This is a genomic window from Rhodanobacter sp. FW101-FHT13A11, assembly GCF_058790335.1.
Genome location: NZ_JBYTCN010000002.1, coordinates 205,339 through 221,929, shown reverse-complemented (window position 1 = coordinate 221,929; position 16,591 = coordinate 205,339). Strand labels below are relative to the sequence as shown.

Sequence of the window (16,591 nt, the reverse complement as noted above, 5' to 3'; positions counted from 1 at the left end):
AACGCTGCCGGCAAGGGACTTGCCTACTGTGCCGTCCCCGGTGCGCCGGGCGCCGCCGCGGCGCTGAGCAGGTGCTCGGTATCGATGCGGTCGAAGTGGTAGTGCTGCGCGCAGAACTCGCAGACCACCTCGATCTCGTCGCCGCGCGCGGCCAGCGCCGCCTCCACCTCGTCGCGGCCGAGCGAACGCAGCATCGCGCTTACCCGCTCGCGGCTGCAGCTGCAGCCGAACGCCAGCGGACGCGGCTCGAACAGGCGCACCGATTCCTCGTGGTAGAGCCGGTACAGCAGCTGCTCCGGCACGCTGGCCAGCAGTTCCGCCGCGCCCAGGGTGGCGGTCAGGTGCACCACGCGGTTCCACGCATCGTCGTCCCGCACGGCATCGTGGCCGCCCTCGCCCGGCATCTTCTGCAGCATCAGGCCGACCGCGTGCTCGCCGTCGGCGGCCAGCAGGATCCGCGCCGGCAACTGCTCGGACTGCACGAAGTAGCCCTCCAGCGACTCCGCCAGCCCGGCATGCTGCAGGTCGACCAGGCCCTGGTAGCGCTGGCCGCGATCGACGTTGCCGATGGTGATCGCCATCACCGCGTCGGCCAGCGCGTCCAGCGCCAGCGGCTCGGGCAGCGGCACGTTCCAGCGCGCCAGTCCGCGCAGGCGGCCGTGGTCGCTGCATTCGGCGAACAGCAGGCGCAACGCGCCGGCGCTCTTCAGCTCGATCGACAACGCGCCGTCCAGCTTGATGTTGCCGGTCAGCAACGCGCTGGCCGCCAGCGCCTCGCCCAGCAGCGCGTGCAGCGCCGGCGGGTAGTCGGCGCGACCGGCCACTTCGCGCCAGGCCGGCCCCAGCCGCACCAGGGTGCCACGCACGCCGGCGTGCTCCAGCAGGAAACGGTGCAGCACGTCTTCGACAGGCAGGTTTTCCACGGCAGGCAGTCTCTTTGAGGGCAAGCGCCACAGATGGGGGCGCGGCGGCATCCGGACAACGCCCCTTATACTGCCGGCTCCTTCCCATGCGCAGCGCTATGCCGCATTCGCCCCGACGCCACCGCTTGACCCGCCTGCTGCGTGCGCTGGCGATCCTCGTGCTGGCATGGCTGGCGCTGAGCTGGCTGGTGGTGCTGGTGCTGCGCTTCGTGCCGCCGTGGACGTCGGCCGTGATGCTGGAGCGCCAGCTCGGCGCCTGGCTCCACGGCGAGAAGGATTTCCGCCTGCACCAGCACTGGGTGCCGTGGAACCAGGTATCGGGCTGGGTGCCGCTGGCGATGGTGGCCGGCGAGGACCAGAAGTTTCCCTACCACCACGGCTTCGACCTCGACTCCATCCAGGACGCGCTCGACGCGGCCGACGACGGCCGGCGCCTGCGCGGCGCCAGCACGATCAGCCAGCAGACCGCCAAGAACCTGTTCCTGTGGAACGGCCGCAGCTTCGTGCGCAAGGGGCTGGAGGCGTACTTCACCGTGTTGATCGAGCTGAGCTGGCCGAAGCAGCGCATCCTCGAGGTGTACATGAACATCGCCGAGCTGGGCGACGGCGTCTACGGCGTGGGCGCGGCCAGCGAGGCGTACTTCCACGTTCCGCCGGCGCAGCTCGGCCCGGCCCAGGCCGCCCGCCTCGCCGCGGTGCTGCCGAGCCCGCGGCGATTGCACGCCGACCGCCCCAGCGCCTACGTGCAGCGCCGCGCCGGCTGGATCCAGCAGCAGATGTACCGGCTCGGCGGCCCGGGCTATGTCGAGGGCGACGCGCCGCCACGTCCGCCGCATTGAGTGCGGCTCGCCTCGCGGCAGCCGGTTGGTTAGCATGAAGCCGACTTCCGCAGGTTCCACCCATGCCGCAGCTCACCGTCGTCGTTCCCGCCTACAACGAATCGGCCGTGCTGCGGTCGTTCCACGAGCGCCTGCGCAAGGTGCTGGATGGCCTGCCGCTGGCGTGCGACGTGCTCTACGTCGACGACGGCAGCCATGACGACACCTGGACCATCATCGAGTCGCTGGTCGCCGCCGACCCGCGCACGGGCGCGCTGAAGCTGTCGCGCAATTTCGGCAAGGAGGCGGCGCTGACCGCCGGACTCGACGCCGTGCTCGCCGATGCCGCCGTGGTGATCGATGCCGATCTGCAGGATCCGCCCGAACTGATTCCCGCCCTGGTCGAGCAATGGCGGGCCGGCTACGACGTGGTCTACGCCACGCGCAGCGCGCGCGAGGGCGAGAGCGGCTTCAAGCGCCTCACCGCGGCGGCGTTCTACCGCAGCATGGAGCGCCTGTCCGACACCACGATCCCGCGCGACACCGGCGATTTCCGCCTGCTCTCGCGCCGCGCGCTGGACGCGCTGCAGCAGTTGCGCGAACGCCAGCGCTTCATGAAAGGCCTGTTCAGCTGGATCGGCTACCGGCAGACCGCCGTGCACTACCTGCGCGAGCCGCGCCAGGCCGGCACCACCAAGTGGAACTACTGGCGGCTGGGCCAACTCGCGATCGAGGGGATCACCTCGTTCTCCACCGCGCCGCTGCGGCTGGCCACCTGGGTCGGGCTGGCCGCGGCCTGGGTGTCCTTCGCCTACGGCGCCTTCGTGCTGGTCAAGGCCCTGCTCTACGGCGATCCGGTACGCGGCTACCCCACCCTGATCCTGGTGGTCCTGTTCCTCGGCGGCGTGCAGTTGCTGGCGCTCGGCGTGATCGGCGAATACCTCGGCCGCAACTACGCCGAGAGCAAGCAGCGGCCGCTGTATTTCATCGAGGAGCGGCGCCAGCCGCGCACGCCGCGCTGAACGCGGCGGGGCTTCACAACTTCGCTACACGCCAGCCCGGCAGCGGCGCTAGACTCGTTCCGGGCGGCCCGTCCGGGCCGATGGGAGACCCCCGCATGAGCCAGGTCAAGCATCTGCTGCAAGGCAAAGGCAACGCGATCTACCGCATCGCTCCGGAGGCACCGGTGCTCGAGGCGATCAAGCACATGGCCGAGCATCGGATCGGCGCCTTGCTGGTGATGCGGGGCGAGCAACTGGTCGGCGTGATCTCCGAACGCGACTACGCGCGCAAGGTGATCCTGCAGGGACGTTCCTCGTCGCAGACTGCCGTATCGGACATCATGAGCGGCACGCCGCTGACCGTCGGGCCGGACACCGACGTGTTCGACTGCATGCGCCTGTGCACCGACAGCCGCATCCGCCACCTGCCGGTGGTGCAGGACGGCAAGGTGGTGGGGGTGATCTCGATCGGCGACCTGGTCAAGGCGGTGATCGACGCGCAGGCCGAACAGATCGAGCACCTGCAGCGCTATATCACGAGCTGAGATTCGGGATTCGGCTCGCGCAGGCAGGATGCCGGAGCGAACATCGGCGAAGCCGATGGCCCGCAGGGCGAGCCGCGGACGCGGCGAGTCATTCAGGATTCGGGAAAGCATCGACTCAAACCGATGCTTTCGCGCCCTCGTCCACGGGCGCGTGTTCGTCAGGCGCCAGATCGGGCGACCAGCCGGCGCGCCGGGCCACCACCGTCGCCAGCGCGGCGACGCCGGCGCCCGCCAGGGCCAGCCCGCCGAGGCCCCAGCCCAGCATGCGCAAACCGCTCACCGCGCTGGTCACCACCAGGTCGCCGAAGCGCCACACCGCGGTCTCCACGAAGTTCTTGCCCTTGTAGCGCGTCTCGCGCGGCACCCGCGTGTACAGCGCGTCCACCGCCGGCTTGGTCATGCCGTAGGCGAAGCCGCGCGTGACCACGCTCATCACCGCCAGCAGCGGCACGGCATGACCGAGCAGCACCAGGTTACCGCCGCCGATCAGGGCCACGCCGGCCAACAAGGCCACGTTCACCAGCGCCGGCAGCAGCAGGCCCCAGCCGGCGCCGTGGCGAACCAGCAGCCAGCGGGTCAGGCTCAGCTGCATGACCGCGCCGAGCAGGTTGGTGGCCAGGTCGAGGTCGTTGTAGAACGCGGTGCGCGCCACCGCATCGGCGAAATGCGCCTTGGCGTAGTCGGCCACCAGCGCATAGGCCAGCGTGCCGATGCCGTCGCCGAACAGCATCAGCAGCGCCATGTAGCGCAGGAACGGGCGCGACCACAGCTCCTTGACGCCAGCCCACAGCGAGCCGCCGACCGCCTCCTCGCCCCGGTTGCCCGATCGCCGGTTGTGGTCCGATGAAAGCCGCAGCAACAACGCCAGCGACAGCGACAACGCCAGCGCCGAAACCAGCAGCAGCGGCGCCACGCCGATCACCCGCACCAGCAACTTCGTCACCAAAGGCCCGAAGATCGCGCCCGCCATGCCGCCGAGCGCGATCAGCGAAAACACCTGGCGCGCGTTGCCGCTATTGAAGATGTCGGCCATGAAGCTCCAGAACAGCGACACCACGAACAGGTTGAACACGCTGATCCAGACGAAGAACACCACGCCCAGCTCGCGCGCGCCGATGCGCTCCTGCGCCATGAACGCGGGTACGAACGCGAGCAGGCACAGGATGAAGAAGCTGTAGCTCCAGCCAAGCAACTGCCGGCGCGGAAAGCGCGCCACCAACAGGCCGAACACCGGCGTCAGCAGCAGCATCACCACGAACACCGCGCCGTAGAACAGCGGCAGCGACTGCGAGCCCACTGCACCGCTCAGCTGATTCCCGACCGGCCGGATGATGTAGTACGAGGTCATCACGAAGAAGAACGCCAGCGCGGACAGCATCGGCGCGGCGGCTTGTTCCACAACGGCTTGGCGGGGCAAACTCACGGGCACGTCCAGCGTGGGGCGCGGCAAGCCTAGCACGCAGCTACACCGATCCAGTCAAGCGCGGAGAACGCCTTGGACAGCTACGACTACGTCATCGTCGGCGCCGGTTCGGCCGGTTGCGTGCTGGCCAACCGGCTCAGCGCCGATCCCGGCAAGCGCGTGCTGTTGCTGGAAGCCGGTCCCGCGGACTGGAACCCGCTGATCCACATGCCCGCCGGCATCGCGCGGCTGGCCAACAACCGCGCGCTCAACTGGAACTACCGCACCGAAGCGGAGCCCGCACTCAACCAGCGCCGCCTGTGGTGGCCGCGCGGCAAGACCCTGGGCGGCTCCAGCGCGATCAACGCGATGTGCTACATCCGCGGCGTGGCGGCCGACTACGACCGCTGGGCCGAAGCCAGCGGCGACCCGCGCTGGTCGTGGCGCGAGGTGCTGCCGTGGTTCCTGCGCAGCGAGGACAACAGCCGCGGCGCCAGCGCGCTGCACGGTGCCGACGGCCCGCTCGGCGTTGCCGACCTGCGCCATCACAACGTGCTGTCGGAAGCGCTGGTCGACGCGGCCGCGAGCGCCGGCTTCCCGCGCAACGGCGACTTCAACGGCGAACAGCAGGCCGGCTTCGGGCTGTACCAGGTGACCCAGCGCGACGGTGCGCGCTGCTCGTCGGCCACCGCGTTCCTGAAGCCGGTGCGCCGGCGCGCGAACCTGCACGTGCGCACGCATGCGCTGGTCGAGCGCGTGCTGATCGAGCGTGGCCGCGCGATCGGCGTGCAGCTGCGCCACGGCCGGCAGGGCGCCGAGCGGATCGAGGCGGGCGAGGTGATCCTCGCCGGAGGCGCGATCAATTCGCCGCAACTGCTGATGCTGTCCGGGCTCGGCCCGGCCGACCACCTGCGCGAACACGGCATCGCGGTGGTCGCCGACCTGCCCGACGTCGGCGGCAACCTGCAGGACCACCTGGACATCTGCACGCTGGACGGCAACCCGAGCCGCGTCAGCTACGACCACCTCAACGAACTGTCCGCCAGCTGGCGCTGGCTGCGCCACCGCGACGGGCCGGGCAGTTCCAACGTGGCCGAGGCCGGCGGCTTCGTGCGCAGCCGCCACGCCGCCGATGCGCGCTGCGACCTGCAGTTCCACTTCGTGCCCGCGCTGCTCGACGACCACGGCCGCCATCGCCTGCCCGGCTACGGCTACACCCTGCACGCCTGCCACCTGCATCCGCGCAGCCGCGGCCGGCTGCGCCTGCACTCGGCCGATCCGGCGCAACCGATCGCGATCCACGCCAACTACCTGGGCGACGAGGAAGGCCACGACCTGAAGATGATGATCGAGGCGGCGCGGCTGTCGCGCGCGATCCTCGACCAGGCCGCGTTCGCGCCCTACCGCGGCGCGCCGGTGTTCCCCGAGCGGCGCATCGCCAGCGATGCGGAATACGTCGACTTCATCCGGCGCAAGGCGGAAACCATCTACCACCCGGCCGGCACCTGCCGCATGGGCAAGGACGATCGCGCGGTGGTCGACAGCGAGCTGCGCGTGCGCGGCGTGGAGCGCCTGCGCGTGGTCGATGCCTCGGTGATGCCTGCCTTGCCCAGCGGCAACACCAACGCGCCCACGATCATGATCGCCGAGCGGGCCAGTGCGCTGATCCTCGGCGCGAGCTAATCCATCCGTTGTAGATCGCCACGAAGTACAAGACAATCAGGGGGACCACGATCGAGGGAACGATCAGACCCATCGTCGAGTTCCCGCCCTGAGGCGACTCCCACGCCGGAATCACGTCAAACACCATGCAGTTTCGAACGACCTTCCTGCTGATCGCGGGTGCGCTGGGGCTGGCCTGCACGCCGGTTTTCGCCACCACCCCGCACACCACGCCGAGCACTGCGCCGGCCGCCGACAACGCAACGCAGAAGCTGCCGCCGGCGCGCGTCAAGCAGGCGCTCGCCGACTACCAGCATTGGCTGGATCGCCTCGCCGAGCGCCACGCCGTCGCCGGGCTGGCCACGGCCGTGGTGGTCGACGACAAGGTCGTGTTCGAACACACCCTCGGTTACGCCAATACGGTCACCAGGCAGCCGATCACCCCGGAGACCGTGTTCCGGCTCGCCTCGCTGTCGAAGGCGTTCGCCACCGCCGTCACCGGGCTGCTGGTCGACGACGGCAAGCTGGGCTGGGATACCAGGCTGGTCGACGTGCTGCCGTACTTCAAGCTCAAGGACATGCAGGCGGCCTCGCAGGCCACCGTCGCCGACATCCTCGGCCAGCGCCTGGGCCTGCCGCGCAACACCTACGACAACATGCTCGAGGGCGACGCGCCGTACGAGGAACTGGTGCGCAAGCTGGACGAGGTCAGCATGGTCTGCGGCGTGGGCCAGTGCTACGGCTACCAGAACGTCGCCTTCAGCATGATCGGCGACGTGGTGCTGGCGCGCACCGGCGACTTCTTCTACCGCCAGGTCGACAAGCGCATCTTCTACCCGCTGGGCATGACCACCGCCAGCTACGGCCGCGCCGCGCTGGAATCCAGCAAGAGCTGGGCGCGCCCGCACCGCCCCACCAGCGGCGGCTGGGTGCCGTTCGAGCCGAGCGAAACCTACTACCGGGTCGCCCCGGCGGCCGGCGTCAACGCCAGCCTGCGCGACATGGAGAAATGGCTGATCGCGCAGATGGGGGGGCGCCAGGATGTGCTGCCCGGCTCCTTGCTCGACGTGCTGCACAGCCCCGGCGTCGCCACCCCCAGCGAGCTGCACGCCACCCCCTGGCGCAGCGAACGCCTGACCGCCGCGCACTACGCGCTCGGCTGGCGGGTCTACAAGTACGGCGGCGAGACCCTGATCTACCATGCCGGCGCCGTGGCCGGCTATCGCACCATGATCGGGTTCTTCCCGAAGTACCGCACCGGCGTGGTCACCCTGTGGAACTCCACCGGGCCGATGCCCAGCGGGCTGATGCCGATGGTGTTCGACGCATTGCTTGGGTTGCCCCACGTGGACTGGGCCGGCGTCGAAAGCAACGCCAAGCCGGCGGCGGCCAGGCCGAAGCCCGGATCGCGGCGGCCGCATCGCCCATCACGCCGTCGCTGAGCCACGCTCGGCAGGCTCCGGACAAGACGAAGGCGGCGCGTGCCGGGCACCCGCCGCCCTCGTCATGACAACCGCGGCACGATCAGAGCTTGAACTCGATCCGCTGCTGCTTGGTGCTGGAGACGGCCACGCCGTTCCGCATGGCCGGAGTGAACTGATAGCGCTCCACCGCGTCCATGGCGGCGCGGTCGAAGACGTGGCGCGGCTGCGATTCGACCACCTTGACGTCGCTGGTCTTGCCGTCGGCATCCACCGTGAACGACACCACCACCCAGCCTTCCTGGCGCGCGCGCATGGCCGCGGTGGGGTAACGCGCGCTGGCCCCCTTCACCAGCACGGCCGCGTTGGTCTGCGCGGACTCGCCGCCTTCGCTGCCGGCTACGCTGCTGCCGTCCGCCGCCGCCGTCGCCGACTGACCGGCCGCTGCCTGACGCGAGGGCTGCGCGGCACGGGACGCTTCCGCCTTCTGCTGCGCCGCCAGCTGCGCCTTCTGCTGCTCGGCCAATTGCTCCGCCGCCTGTTTTTCGGCCGCGGCCTTCTGCGCGGCCAGCTGGGCCGCCGCCTTCTCCTGCTCCTGCTGCTTGTCCACCGTCTTGCGCTGGGCATCCAGCTTGGAACGCAGGATGGTCAGCGTGAAGTTGGCCGGGTCGGCCTTGGCCAGCAGGTCGATCTGGCGCTGCGCCTCGTTGAAATCGCGCGAGTTGATCGACTGCTCGGCCGAGGTGGCGGCGAACGGGAAGGTCTCGCGCAGCGCGTCGGACGCCACCTTGTTGCCGGGCTCCTTCTGCAGCACGCGCAGGTAGAACTCGAACGCGTTGTTGCCGGCCGGTGCGAGGTAGCGCTGCTCGTTCATGGCGGTGCGGGCCTCGGCCAGCAGCTGGTCGATGTCCATCCCCGCCACGTTGGCCGGCGCAGCAGCCGCCGCCCGCGTCGCGGTGGACACCGGCGTCGACGGATGACCGCCCGACTCGGCCATGATCAGCTCCTGGTGCGGCTTGATGATCAGGAACCAGGCGCCTACGGCGAGCAGGACAAAAATGGAGATGATGGCAATGAGCATGGGCTTGGCAGCCCCGCGCGCATACCGGCGCGCGTTGAGTGTGTATCGGGTATCCATGGTCTCTCGCTGAGTGTCGACAGATACCCGCGCTTTTTCCCCCTGTCGATCCAGGAGCGGCGAATCCCCTGATTCGCCGCGGCGCGGATGGGAGAAAGGTAACTCCAATATCCCGGCACGGCAAATGACGCGGGAGTTCACGACACCGGGCGGCGATTTGCTCTATGCGATCGCGGCGCCCGGCAGCCGCGGATCGCGGCGGAACAGTGGCGCGAGGGCTCGACACCGCGTCGATGGATAGTGCACGGCACGCGCCCGGCGCCGGTTTCCGCGCCCCTGAAACGAAGCGTCCCGGCCAGGCCGGGACGAAGGCTTCTCGAAGTGCTCTCCCCGCGCTGGGCACCGCGGGGAGAGAAGTCGATAACTTGTCTAATTGTATGGTGACGCGTGTGGCTTACTTCTTCGCTTTCGCGGTCCGGGTGGCTTTCACCACCTTGGCCGGTGCAGCCTTCTTCGCAGCAGCCTTCTTCGCAACCTTCTTCACGGCAGCCTTCTTGGCGGCCGCCGGCTTCTTGGCAGCAGCCTTCTTGGCGGCCGGCTTCTTGGCAACCTTCCTCGCAGCCTTCTTGGCGGCCGGCTTCTTGGCAACCGGCTTCTTCGCGGCGGCCTTCTTCACGGCGGGTTTCTTGGCGGCGGCCTTCTTGGCGGCCGGTTTCTTTGCAGCGGATTTCTTGGCAGTGGCCATGGTTCGTCTTAGCTCCTCATCAGTTGGCAGTGGTTGCCCAGTAAAAGCGTGCAGGAACGCTTCGACCAACAAGTCGCTGTTGGTAGCGTGCCGAAGATTGTTCACCTGGCGGTGGGTACGTAAATCAGAAAGTCGCCGCAGCACATGCAACGGAATCGAGACGGTGATCTTGCGTACTGCATTGGCCTTTTCACCGTGCTCGACATACGGCTTGATGAATTTCGTTGTCGCCATAAAAACACATTCCCCGTGATCTGTTGCGAAAGCTATCCCCGAAGATTTCGGCTGTCAATTGATTTCAGCCATGAAATCAATCCGCTCCAGCCCACCCAGGGCAGGTCGAAAACCCGGTCCGGCAAGGCTTTCGGGGTAATGCGCCGACATTATTTTTGGACGTCTATACGTCCAAACATAATCATCCATAAAACAAGGCATGCCCTTGAAACCCTTGCAGCGCAATGCTTTTCGGGCATTCGCCATGTTTCGCTTCAAAAAGCGCGCTGCGGGACACGTTCGCAAAACGAGGCGCGCCACGGGGTATCCGACCGCATTCCACAGATGAACGGAACGCGACTGGAGGCGCCTGGAACGGCATCCAGGCACGGCAAAAAAAATCTGCCGCCGGGGGCGGAACCCTCGCCGACGACACCTCGGGCGGCGGGCGACGGCACCGGTCCGGCACGGCTCGCGCTCCGATTCGCCGCGACGCGACGGCCATATGTGCATCGACGAAGGTCCGCGCGCACCCCCGGACATCGAGGCGATGGCATCGCCGTGCGCGGGAAGGAATTCGTTTCGCGCGCTCGGCATCCGCCGGAAGCGCGGCGATGGCGTCGTCGCCGAAAACGACGCCGGCCGCACATGGCGGCCGGCGGGGTCACGCGGGAGGGCGGTGGCTCAGTGGTCTTCGTTCTCGACCAGTTCCCCGTACTCGTTCGCGTCGAGCAGCTCGTCGAGCTCGGCGCGGTCGCTGGGGCGCACCAGGAAGATCCAGCCTTCGCCGAAGGCGTCCTCGTTGATGGTCTCGGGCTTGTCGTTGAGCAGTTCGTTGACCGCGACGACTTCGCCGGACACCGGCGAGTAGATGTCCGAGGCGGCCTTCACCGACTCGACCACGGCCGCGCCGACGCCGGCCTTCACGGCGGAGCCGATTTCCGGCAGCTCCACGTAGACCAGGTCGCCCAGCTGGTCCTGCGCGTGGTCGGAGATGCCCACCCGGACCAGGCCGTCGTCTTCGGCGCGGGCCCACTCGTGGGATTTGAGGAATTTCAGATCGCCGGGAATCTCGCTCATGATCGGGGTCCAGTCGTTGGGTTGGGTCGGGTTACAGGCGGAGATTCTAGCCACATCCGCCGTCGGAAAAACGTGTCGCGCGGGGCGCCGCTCAGATCCCTTCGCAGGGCTTGCCGTCGCGCACGAACGGGTATTTCACCAGGCGCACCGGCACCTCGCGGCCGCGGATGTCCACGCGGATCGCGCCCGGCTCGCCCACGGGGATGCGCGCGAACGCCACCGCCTTGTCGAGGGTCGGCGCGAAGCTGCCGGAAAGGATCTCGCCATCGCCGTTCGAGGTGAGCACCTTCTGGCCGTGGCGCAGCACGCCCTTCTCGTCCAGCACCAGGCCCACCATCACGCGCTTCACGCCGGCGGCCTTCTGCGCCTCCAGCACCTTGCGGCCGACGAAATCGCGGCCCTCGTCCAGCGCGATGGTCCAGCCGAGGTTGGCCTCCCACGGCGACACGCCCTCGTCCATGTCCTGGCCGTAGAGGTTCATGCCGGCTTCCAGCCGCAACGTGTCGCGCGCGCCGAGGCCGGCCGGCTTCACGCCGGCGGCGGCCAGCGCTTCCCACAGCGCCACGGCGTGCTCGGCCGGCACGATGATCTCGAAACCGTCCTCACCGGTGTAGCCGGTGCGCGCCACGAACAGCGGCATGCCGTGCGGCCCCTGCGCGGCGGCGGCGGCGAACTTGCCCAGCTTCTCGATGCGCGGGCGGTCCACCTCGTGCAGCAGGCCCAGCACCTTCGCGCGGGCGTTGGGGCCCTGCACCGCGATCATCGCGAACTCGGGGCGCTCCTTCACCTGCACGTCGAAGGCCTTGGCCTGCTGCTCGATCCAGGCCAGGTCCTTGGCGCGGGTGGCGGCGTTCACCACCAGCCGGTAGAACTCGTCGCCGAGGAAGTACACGATGAGGTCGTCGATCACCCCGCCCTGCCCGTTCAGCATGCACGAGTACAGCGCCTTGCCGTGCGCCTTGAGCTTGTCCACGCTGTTGGCCAGCAGGTGGCGCAGGAAGTCCCTCGTGCGCGCGCCGTGCAGGTCGATCACGGTCATGTGCGAGACGTCGAACATGCCGGCGTCGCGGCGCACCGCGTGATGCTCCTCGATCTGCGAGCCGTAGTTGATCGGCATGTCCCAGCCGCCGAAGTCGACCATGCGCGCCCCGAGCGCGCGGTGGGTGGCGTTGAGTACGGTTTTCTCGGTCATCGCGGAGGTCGCCTGGCGGGGGAAGTCCCGCATTATCGCCGCCGGCCCCGAGCAATCCAAGCGGTGCGCGGCCGTTGGCCGCGGCGCGTCAGCCGTCCGCGCTGCCGTCGAACGTGGCCACGATGCGCGCCACCACCTGTTCGGCCAGCTCCTCCGACCGCCCCGCGCCCGCCAGGTGGATGTCCGGCGCCTCGGGGCGCTCGTACGGCGCGTCGATGCCGGTGAAGTTGCGGATCGCGCCCGCGCGCGCCTTGCGGTAGAGGCCCTTGGGGTCGCGCCGTTCGCATTCCTCCAGCGGCGTGTCGACGAACACCTCCATGAACTCCGCGGCGGCAAACAGCTCGCGCGCCGACTGCCGCTCGCTGCGGTACGGCGAGATCACGCTGACCAGCACGATCAGCCCGGCGTCCACCATCAGGTGCGCCACCTCGGCGATGCGGCGGATGTTCTCCACGCGATCCTCCGGGGTGAAGCCCAGGTCGCGGTTGATGCCGTGGCGCACGTTGTCGCCGTCGAGCAGGTAAGTGTGGCAGCCCAGCGCATGCAGGCGCCGCTCGACCAGGTTGGCGATGGTGGACTTGCCGGCGCCGGACAGGCCGGTGAACCACAAGCACAGCGGCTGCTGCCCCTTGCTGGCGGCGCGCACGGACTTGTCGATGTCGACATGCTGCCAGTGCACGTTGGCCGAGCGGCCCAGCGCGAAGTCCAGCATGCCGCAGGCCACCGTGGCGTTGCTCTGGCGGTCGATCAGGATGAAGCCGCCCAGCGTGCGGTTGTCCGCATAGGCCTCGAACGCGACCTCCTCGTCCAGGCCGAGCGTGCAGTAGCCCACCTCATTGAGTTCCAGGTGGCGCGCGGCCAGCCGCGCCTGGCTGTTCACGTCCACCTTGTGCTTGATCGCCATCACCCGCGCGTTGACCGTGCGCGTGCCGAGCTTCAGCCAGTAGGCACGATTGGGCAGCAGCGCGCTGTCGCCCAGCCACAGCAGGTGGCAGGTGAACTGGTCGGCCACCGGCGCCGGGCGCAACGCGTCGGCGATCACGTCGCCGCGGCTGGCGTCCAGCTCGCGGTCCAGGCACAGCGTCACCGCCTGACCGTCGCCCGCGCTGTCCAGGTCGCCGTCGGCGGTGACGATGCGCTCGATGCGCGCGCGCTGCACGCCGGGCTGCACCACCACCTCGTCGCCGCGCGCCACGCGGCCGCCGCAGATCGTGCCGGCGTAGCCGCGGAACGACTGGTCGGGCCGGTTCACCCACTGCACCGGCATGCGGAAATCCGTCGCCCGGGCGGGCGCTGCGTCGGCCGATTCCAGCAGCTCCAGCAGGCTGGGGCCGCGGTACCAGGGCATGCGCGCGGAGCGCGCGCCCACGTTGTCGCCGCCCGGTGCGATCACCGGCAGGCATGCCACGCTGGCGATGCCCAGCGTCTGCGCCAGCGCCCGGTAAGCTTCGCTGATCCCGCGGTAGACGGCCTCGTCGCCATCGACCAGGTCCATCTTGTTCACCGCCAGCACCACCTGGCGGATGCCGAGCAGGCTGCATATATAAGTGTGCCGGCGGGTCTGCGGCAGCAGGCCCTTGCGCGCGTCCACCAGCACCACCGCGAGTTCCGCGTTGGAGGCGCCGGTGGCCATGTTGCGCGTGTACTGCTCGTGGCCGGGGCAGTCGGCCACGATGAAGCTGCGCCGCGCGGTGTGGAAGTAGCGGTAGGCCACGTCGATGGTGATGCCCTGCTCGCGTTCGGCGTCCAGCCCGTCGGTGAGCAGGGCGAAGTCCAGCGCGTCGCCGGCATCGGCATGCAGCCGGCGGCTGTCGCGCGCCAGCGCGGCGAGCTGGTCCTCCGGCACCGTGCCGGCGTCGTACAGCAGGCGGCCGAGCAGGGTGCTCTTGCCGTCGTCCACGCTGCCGCAGGTGATGAAGCGCAGCAGGCCCTTGCCGGCATCGGTCGTGGTCGGTGCGCCCATCAGAAATAGCCCTCCTGCTTCTTGCGCTCCATCGAGGCGGTGGGGTCGTGGTCGATCACCCGGCCCTGCCGCTCGGAGCTGCGCGAGTCGGCCATTTCCCGGATGATCTTGTCCAGCGTGTCGGCGCCGGATTCCACCGCGCCGGTGAGCGGGTAGCAGCCCAGCGTGCGGAAGCGCACCTCGCGCATTTCCACCGTCTCGCCCTCGCGCAGGGCGAGGCGTTCGTCGTCCACCATGATCAGCGCGCCGTCGCGAGCCACCACCGGGCGCGGCTTGGCGAAGTACAGCGGCACCACCGGGATGTTCTCGCGGCGGATGTACAGCCACACGTCCATCTCGGTCCAGTTGGACAGCGGGAACACCCGCACGCTCTCGCCCCGGCGGATCTGCGTGTTGAAGGTGTGCCAGAACTCCGGGCGCTGGCGCTTCGGATCCCAGCGGTGCTGCGCGTTGCGGAACGAGAACACGCGCTCCTTGGCGCGCGACTTCTCCTCGTCGCGGCGGGCGCCGCCGATGGCCGCGTCGAAGCCGTAGCGGTCCAGCGCCTGCTTCAGCGCCTGGGTCTTCATCACGTCGGTATGCACGGTGGCGCCGTGGACGAGCGGCGAAATGCCCTGGCGCACGCCCTCCTCGTTGATGTGCACCAGCACCTGCACGTCGCCGGCCGCCGCCACCCGGTCGCGGAACGCGATCATCTCGCGGAATTTCCAGGTGGTGTCCACGTGCAGCAGCGGCAGCGGCGGCTTCGCCGGGTAGAACGCCTTGCGCAGCAGGTGCAGCAGCACCGAGGAATCCTTGCCGATCGAATACAGCATCACCGGATGGCGGAAGCTGGCCGCCACCTCGCGGAAGATGTGGATGCTTTCCGCCTCGAGATCGTCCAGGTGCGAATGCGTTGGCGCGTTGTCTGTACTCATGCGTGGAACCCGAGCTGGTCTTGCGCGGACGCGCCATCGCGCGCCGGTCATCCGGTCATGTTACGCGATCCCCGACGGGGTTCCGAAATAACCTCGGCGCGACAGGCCGTGCGCGCACGGCATATGCCCCGCGGCAGGATCGCCGAAAAGGCCGCGCCCTGCCGCCGCCCTGGCGCACGCCGGGACAACGCGGCCGCAAGTGGCCGGGGCGCCCTCAGGCGATCGCCGGATACACCGGTTCCGCGTCCAGCGTGGCCGCGCACACCGCGGCCAGTTCCAGCAGGCGCAGGTCCGAGCCGCGGGCGCCGACCAGCTGCAGGCCCACCGGCATGCCGTTCGGCAACGTGCCCATCGGCAGGCTCACCGCGGGGCAACCGGCCAGGCTGGCGAAGCTGGTGAGGTCGCCCTGGTTGTCCGGCACCGGGCCGTCCAGCGGGAACGCACCCTGCGGCGTGGTGGGCAGCACCAGCACGTCGACCTGGGCGAACAGCCGGCGCATCTTCAGCGTGGCCGCGTCAAGCACGCGGTCGGCCCGCGCGTAGTCGGCCGCACTCTTGCCGGCGGCGTAGCCGAGCAAGCGGCGGAAGTGCTCCGAGACCGGGCGCTCGGTGCTGGCCAGGTCCGCGGCGAACGTGCCGAGCATCTCCGCCTCCATCAGCAGCAGGCCGGCGCGGCGGGTACGGGCGAAATCCCAGTCGGCGAAGTCGACCGTGCGCAGCTCGCCCAGCGCGTGCGGCAGCTTCGCCAGCGCTGCCTCAAACACCTCGATCACGTCCGGCTGCACGCCCAGCGCGGCGAGATCCGGCAGCAGGCCGGTGCGCAGGTTGCCCGGCTCCCAGTCCGGCAGCGCGAACGCCACCCGGCGCCGGCGCGAGCGCGCGTCGTCGGCATCGTAGCCGGCCAGCACCTGCAGCAGCACGGTGAGGTCGTCGGGGCTGCGCGCCAGCAGGCCCACCGCGTCGAGCCGGCGCGCGGCCGGCAGCATGCCACGGGTGGAAATCTCGCCGTGGGTGGGCTTCAGCGCGTACACGCCGCAATAGCTGGCCGGGATGCGGATCGAGCCGAGGCTGTCCGAACCGACCGCCGCCACCGCCAGCCCCGCGGCCACCGCGGCCGCTGCACCGCCGGAGGAACCGCCGGCGGTGCAGCCGTGGCGATACGGGTTGTGGGTGGCGCCGAAATGCGGATTGTCGGTGACCGCGCCCAGCGCGCCCTCGTCCATGTTGGTCTTGCCCAGCAGCATCGCGCCGGAGGCGCGCAGCCGCGCCACCACGTGGGCGTCCTCCTGCACCGGCCGGCCGCGGCCGGGCAGGCCGGCCCGGGTGGGCCAGCCGGCGATGTCGAAGTTGTCCTTCAGCGCGATCGGGATGCCATCCAGCCGACCGATCACGCCGTCGCGGCGGCGCCGTTCGGCCAGTTCCGCCTGGTCCTGCAGCAGGCCGGAGCGCTGATCGACGTAGGCATGCAGTTCGGGATCGATCCGCTCGATCGCCTGCTGGTAGACATCGGCCAGCGCCTGCGGCTGCACCCGGCCCACCGCCAGCCAGTGCAGCAACTGGCACAGCGAGGCACGGCGCAGGTCGAGGTCGGCGATCGGCGGCATCGAATTCATGGACACTCCCTCGGGTTGC

Annotated in this window: 15 protein-coding genes; 5 read left to right on the top strand and 10 right to left on the bottom strand. The window is 69.4% G+C overall.

Features of this window, described 5'->3' with window-relative positions:
- Positions 1–23 precede the first annotated feature (23 nt).
- A complete protein-coding gene (hslO, locus tag AC3WRN_RS03560; RefSeq protein WP_492621915.1) occupies positions 24–923 on the bottom strand; it encodes an Hsp33 family molecular chaperone HslO in 900 nt (299 codons plus the stop codon).
- Between the two features lie 98 nt (positions 924–1,021).
- Here hslO and mtgA point away from each other — a divergent pair, with 98 nt between their 5' ends.
- The 3 genes from mtgA (at position 1,022) to AC3WRN_RS03545 (ending at position 3,287) form a co-directional block, all read left to right on the top strand.
- Positions 1,022–1,762, top strand: a complete 741-nt coding sequence (gene mtgA, locus AC3WRN_RS03555) for a monofunctional biosynthetic peptidoglycan transglycosylase (protein WP_492622039.1) — start codon at positions 1,022–1,024, stop codon at positions 1,760–1,762.
- 62 nt (positions 1,763–1,824) lie between these two features.
- Positions 1,825–2,763 (top strand): glycosyltransferase family 2 protein, encoded by a 939-nt coding sequence (locus AC3WRN_RS03550; protein WP_492621914.1) that lies wholly within the window; start codon positions 1,825–1,827, stop codon positions 2,761–2,763.
- A gap of 95 nt (positions 2,764–2,858) precedes the next feature.
- The gene (locus AC3WRN_RS03545) at positions 2,859–3,287 is read left to right on the top strand and encodes a CBS domain-containing protein (RefSeq protein WP_068090874.1); all 429 of its coding nucleotides are present in this window, start codon (positions 2,859–2,861) and stop codon (positions 3,285–3,287) included.
- Positions 3,288–3,402: 115 nt separating this feature from the next.
- Here AC3WRN_RS03545 and AC3WRN_RS03540 read toward each other — a convergent pair whose 3' ends face one another.
- The gene (locus tag AC3WRN_RS03540; RefSeq protein WP_492622038.1) at positions 3,403–4,665 is read right to left on the bottom strand and encodes an NTP/NDP exchange transporter; all 1,263 of its coding nucleotides are present in this window, start codon (positions 4,663–4,665) and stop codon (positions 3,403–3,405) included.
- 117 nt (positions 4,666–4,782) lie between these two features.
- On the opposite strand from AC3WRN_RS03540, the gene AC3WRN_RS03535 reads away from it, so the two are divergent.
- Together AC3WRN_RS03535 and AC3WRN_RS03530 are read left to right on the top strand one after the other, a co-directional pair.
- The gene (locus AC3WRN_RS03535; protein WP_492621913.1) at positions 4,783–6,372 is read left to right on the top strand and encodes a GMC family oxidoreductase; all 1,590 of its coding nucleotides are present in this window, start codon (positions 4,783–4,785) and stop codon (positions 6,370–6,372) included.
- Between the two features lie 125 nt (positions 6,373–6,497).
- Positions 6,498–7,793, top strand: coding sequence for a serine hydrolase domain-containing protein (locus AC3WRN_RS03530; RefSeq protein ID WP_492621912.1), 1,296 nt, complete (start codon positions 6,498–6,500; stop codon positions 7,791–7,793).
- Between the two features lie 82 nt (positions 7,794–7,875).
- Here the strand turns inward: AC3WRN_RS03530 and AC3WRN_RS03525 are convergent, their stop codons facing one another.
- The 8 genes from AC3WRN_RS03525 to AC3WRN_RS03490 all read right to left on the bottom strand — a co-directional run bounded on the left by AC3WRN_RS03525 (position 7,876) and on the right by AC3WRN_RS03490 (position 16,572).
- On the bottom strand, positions 7,876–8,910 hold the full coding sequence (locus AC3WRN_RS03525) for an energy transducer TonB (RefSeq protein ID WP_492621911.1): 1,035 nt from the start codon (positions 8,908–8,910) through the stop codon (positions 7,876–7,878).
- Between the two features lie 394 nt (positions 8,911–9,304).
- Entirely contained in the window at positions 9,305–9,829 is a 525-nt protein-coding gene (gene metJ, locus AC3WRN_RS03520) for a met regulon transcriptional regulator MetJ (protein WP_082823529.1), read from the bottom strand.
- A gap of 54 nt (positions 9,830–9,883) precedes the next feature.
- Positions 9,884–10,075 carry a hypothetical protein gene (locus AC3WRN_RS03515; protein WP_492621910.1) on the bottom strand — a complete coding sequence of 64 codons (192 nt, stop codon included), beginning with the start codon at positions 10,073–10,075 and terminating at the stop codon, positions 9,884–9,886.
- A gap of 417 nt (positions 10,076–10,492) precedes the next feature.
- Positions 10,493–10,888, bottom strand: coding sequence for a glycine cleavage system protein GcvH (gene gcvH, locus AC3WRN_RS03510; RefSeq protein ID WP_068090861.1), 396 nt, complete (start codon positions 10,886–10,888; stop codon positions 10,493–10,495).
- Positions 10,889–10,979: 91 nt separating this feature from the next.
- Entirely contained in the window at positions 10,980–12,080 is a 1,101-nt protein-coding gene (gene gcvT, locus AC3WRN_RS03505; RefSeq protein WP_492621909.1) for a glycine cleavage system aminomethyltransferase GcvT, read from the bottom strand.
- 88 nt (positions 12,081–12,168) lie between these two features.
- Positions 12,169–14,043: an adenylyl-sulfate kinase gene (cysC, locus tag AC3WRN_RS03500; protein ID WP_492621908.1), complete on the bottom strand. Its 1,875-nt coding sequence runs from the start codon at positions 14,041–14,043 to the stop codon at positions 12,169–12,171.
- Complete coding sequence (gene cysD / locus AC3WRN_RS03495) at positions 14,043–14,960, bottom strand: sulfate adenylyltransferase subunit CysD (RefSeq protein ID WP_068090854.1); 918 nt, start codon at positions 14,958–14,960, stop codon at positions 14,043–14,045. The genes cysC and cysD overlap by 1 nt, the downstream gene beginning before the upstream one ends.
- A gap of 214 nt (positions 14,961–15,174) precedes the next feature.
- On the bottom strand, positions 15,175–16,572 hold the full coding sequence (locus tag AC3WRN_RS03490) for an amidase (protein ID WP_492621907.1): 1,398 nt from the start codon (positions 16,570–16,572) through the stop codon (positions 15,175–15,177).
- Positions 16,573–16,591: the final 19 nt, after the last annotated feature.

What these genes read in the sequence shown, in the direction of transcription:
- metJ (WP_082823529.1), bottom strand. Translation starts at nt 9,829, where the DNA reads ATGGCGACAACGAAATTCATCAAGCCGTATGTCGAGCACGGTGAAAAG.
- AC3WRN_RS03530 (WP_492621912.1), top strand. Translation starts at nt 6,498, where the DNA reads ATGCAGTTTCGAACGACCTTCCTGCTGATCGCGGGTGCGCTGGGGCTG.
- AC3WRN_RS03550 (WP_492621914.1), top strand. Translation starts at nt 1,825, where the DNA reads ATGCCGCAGCTCACCGTCGTCGTTCCCGCCTACAACGAATCGGCCGTG.
- AC3WRN_RS03490 (WP_492621907.1), bottom strand. Translation starts at nt 16,572, where the DNA reads ATGAATTCGATGCCGCCGATCGCCGACCTCGACCTGCGCCGTGCCTCG.
- cysD (WP_068090854.1), bottom strand. Translation starts at nt 14,960, where the DNA reads ATGAGTACAGACAACGCGCCAACGCATTCGCACCTGGACGATCTCGAG.
- AC3WRN_RS03540 (WP_492622038.1), bottom strand. Translation starts at nt 4,665, where the DNA reads ATGCTGTCCGCGCTGGCGTTCTTCTTCGTGATGACCTCGTACTACATC.
- AC3WRN_RS03545 (WP_068090874.1), top strand. Translation starts at nt 2,859, where the DNA reads ATGAGCCAGGTCAAGCATCTGCTGCAAGGCAAAGGCAACGCGATCTAC.
- AC3WRN_RS03525 (WP_492621911.1), bottom strand. Translation starts at nt 8,910, where the DNA reads ATGGATACCCGATACACACTCAACGCGCGCCGGTATGCGCGCGGGGCT.
- cysC (WP_492621908.1), bottom strand. Translation starts at nt 14,043, where the DNA reads ATGGGCGCACCGACCACGACCGATGCCGGCAAGGGCCTGCTGCGCTTC.
- mtgA (WP_492622039.1), top strand. Translation starts at nt 1,022, where the DNA reads ATGCCGCATTCGCCCCGACGCCACCGCTTGACCCGCCTGCTGCGTGCG.
- gcvH (WP_068090861.1), bottom strand. Translation starts at nt 10,888, where the DNA reads ATGAGCGAGATTCCCGGCGATCTGAAATTCCTCAAATCCCACGAGTGG.
- gcvT (WP_492621909.1), bottom strand. Translation starts at nt 12,080, where the DNA reads ATGACCGAGAAAACCGTACTCAACGCCACCCACCGCGCGCTCGGGGCG.
- AC3WRN_RS03515 (WP_492621910.1), bottom strand. Translation starts at nt 10,075, where the DNA reads ATGGCGAATGCCCGAAAAGCATTGCGCTGCAAGGGTTTCAAGGGCATG.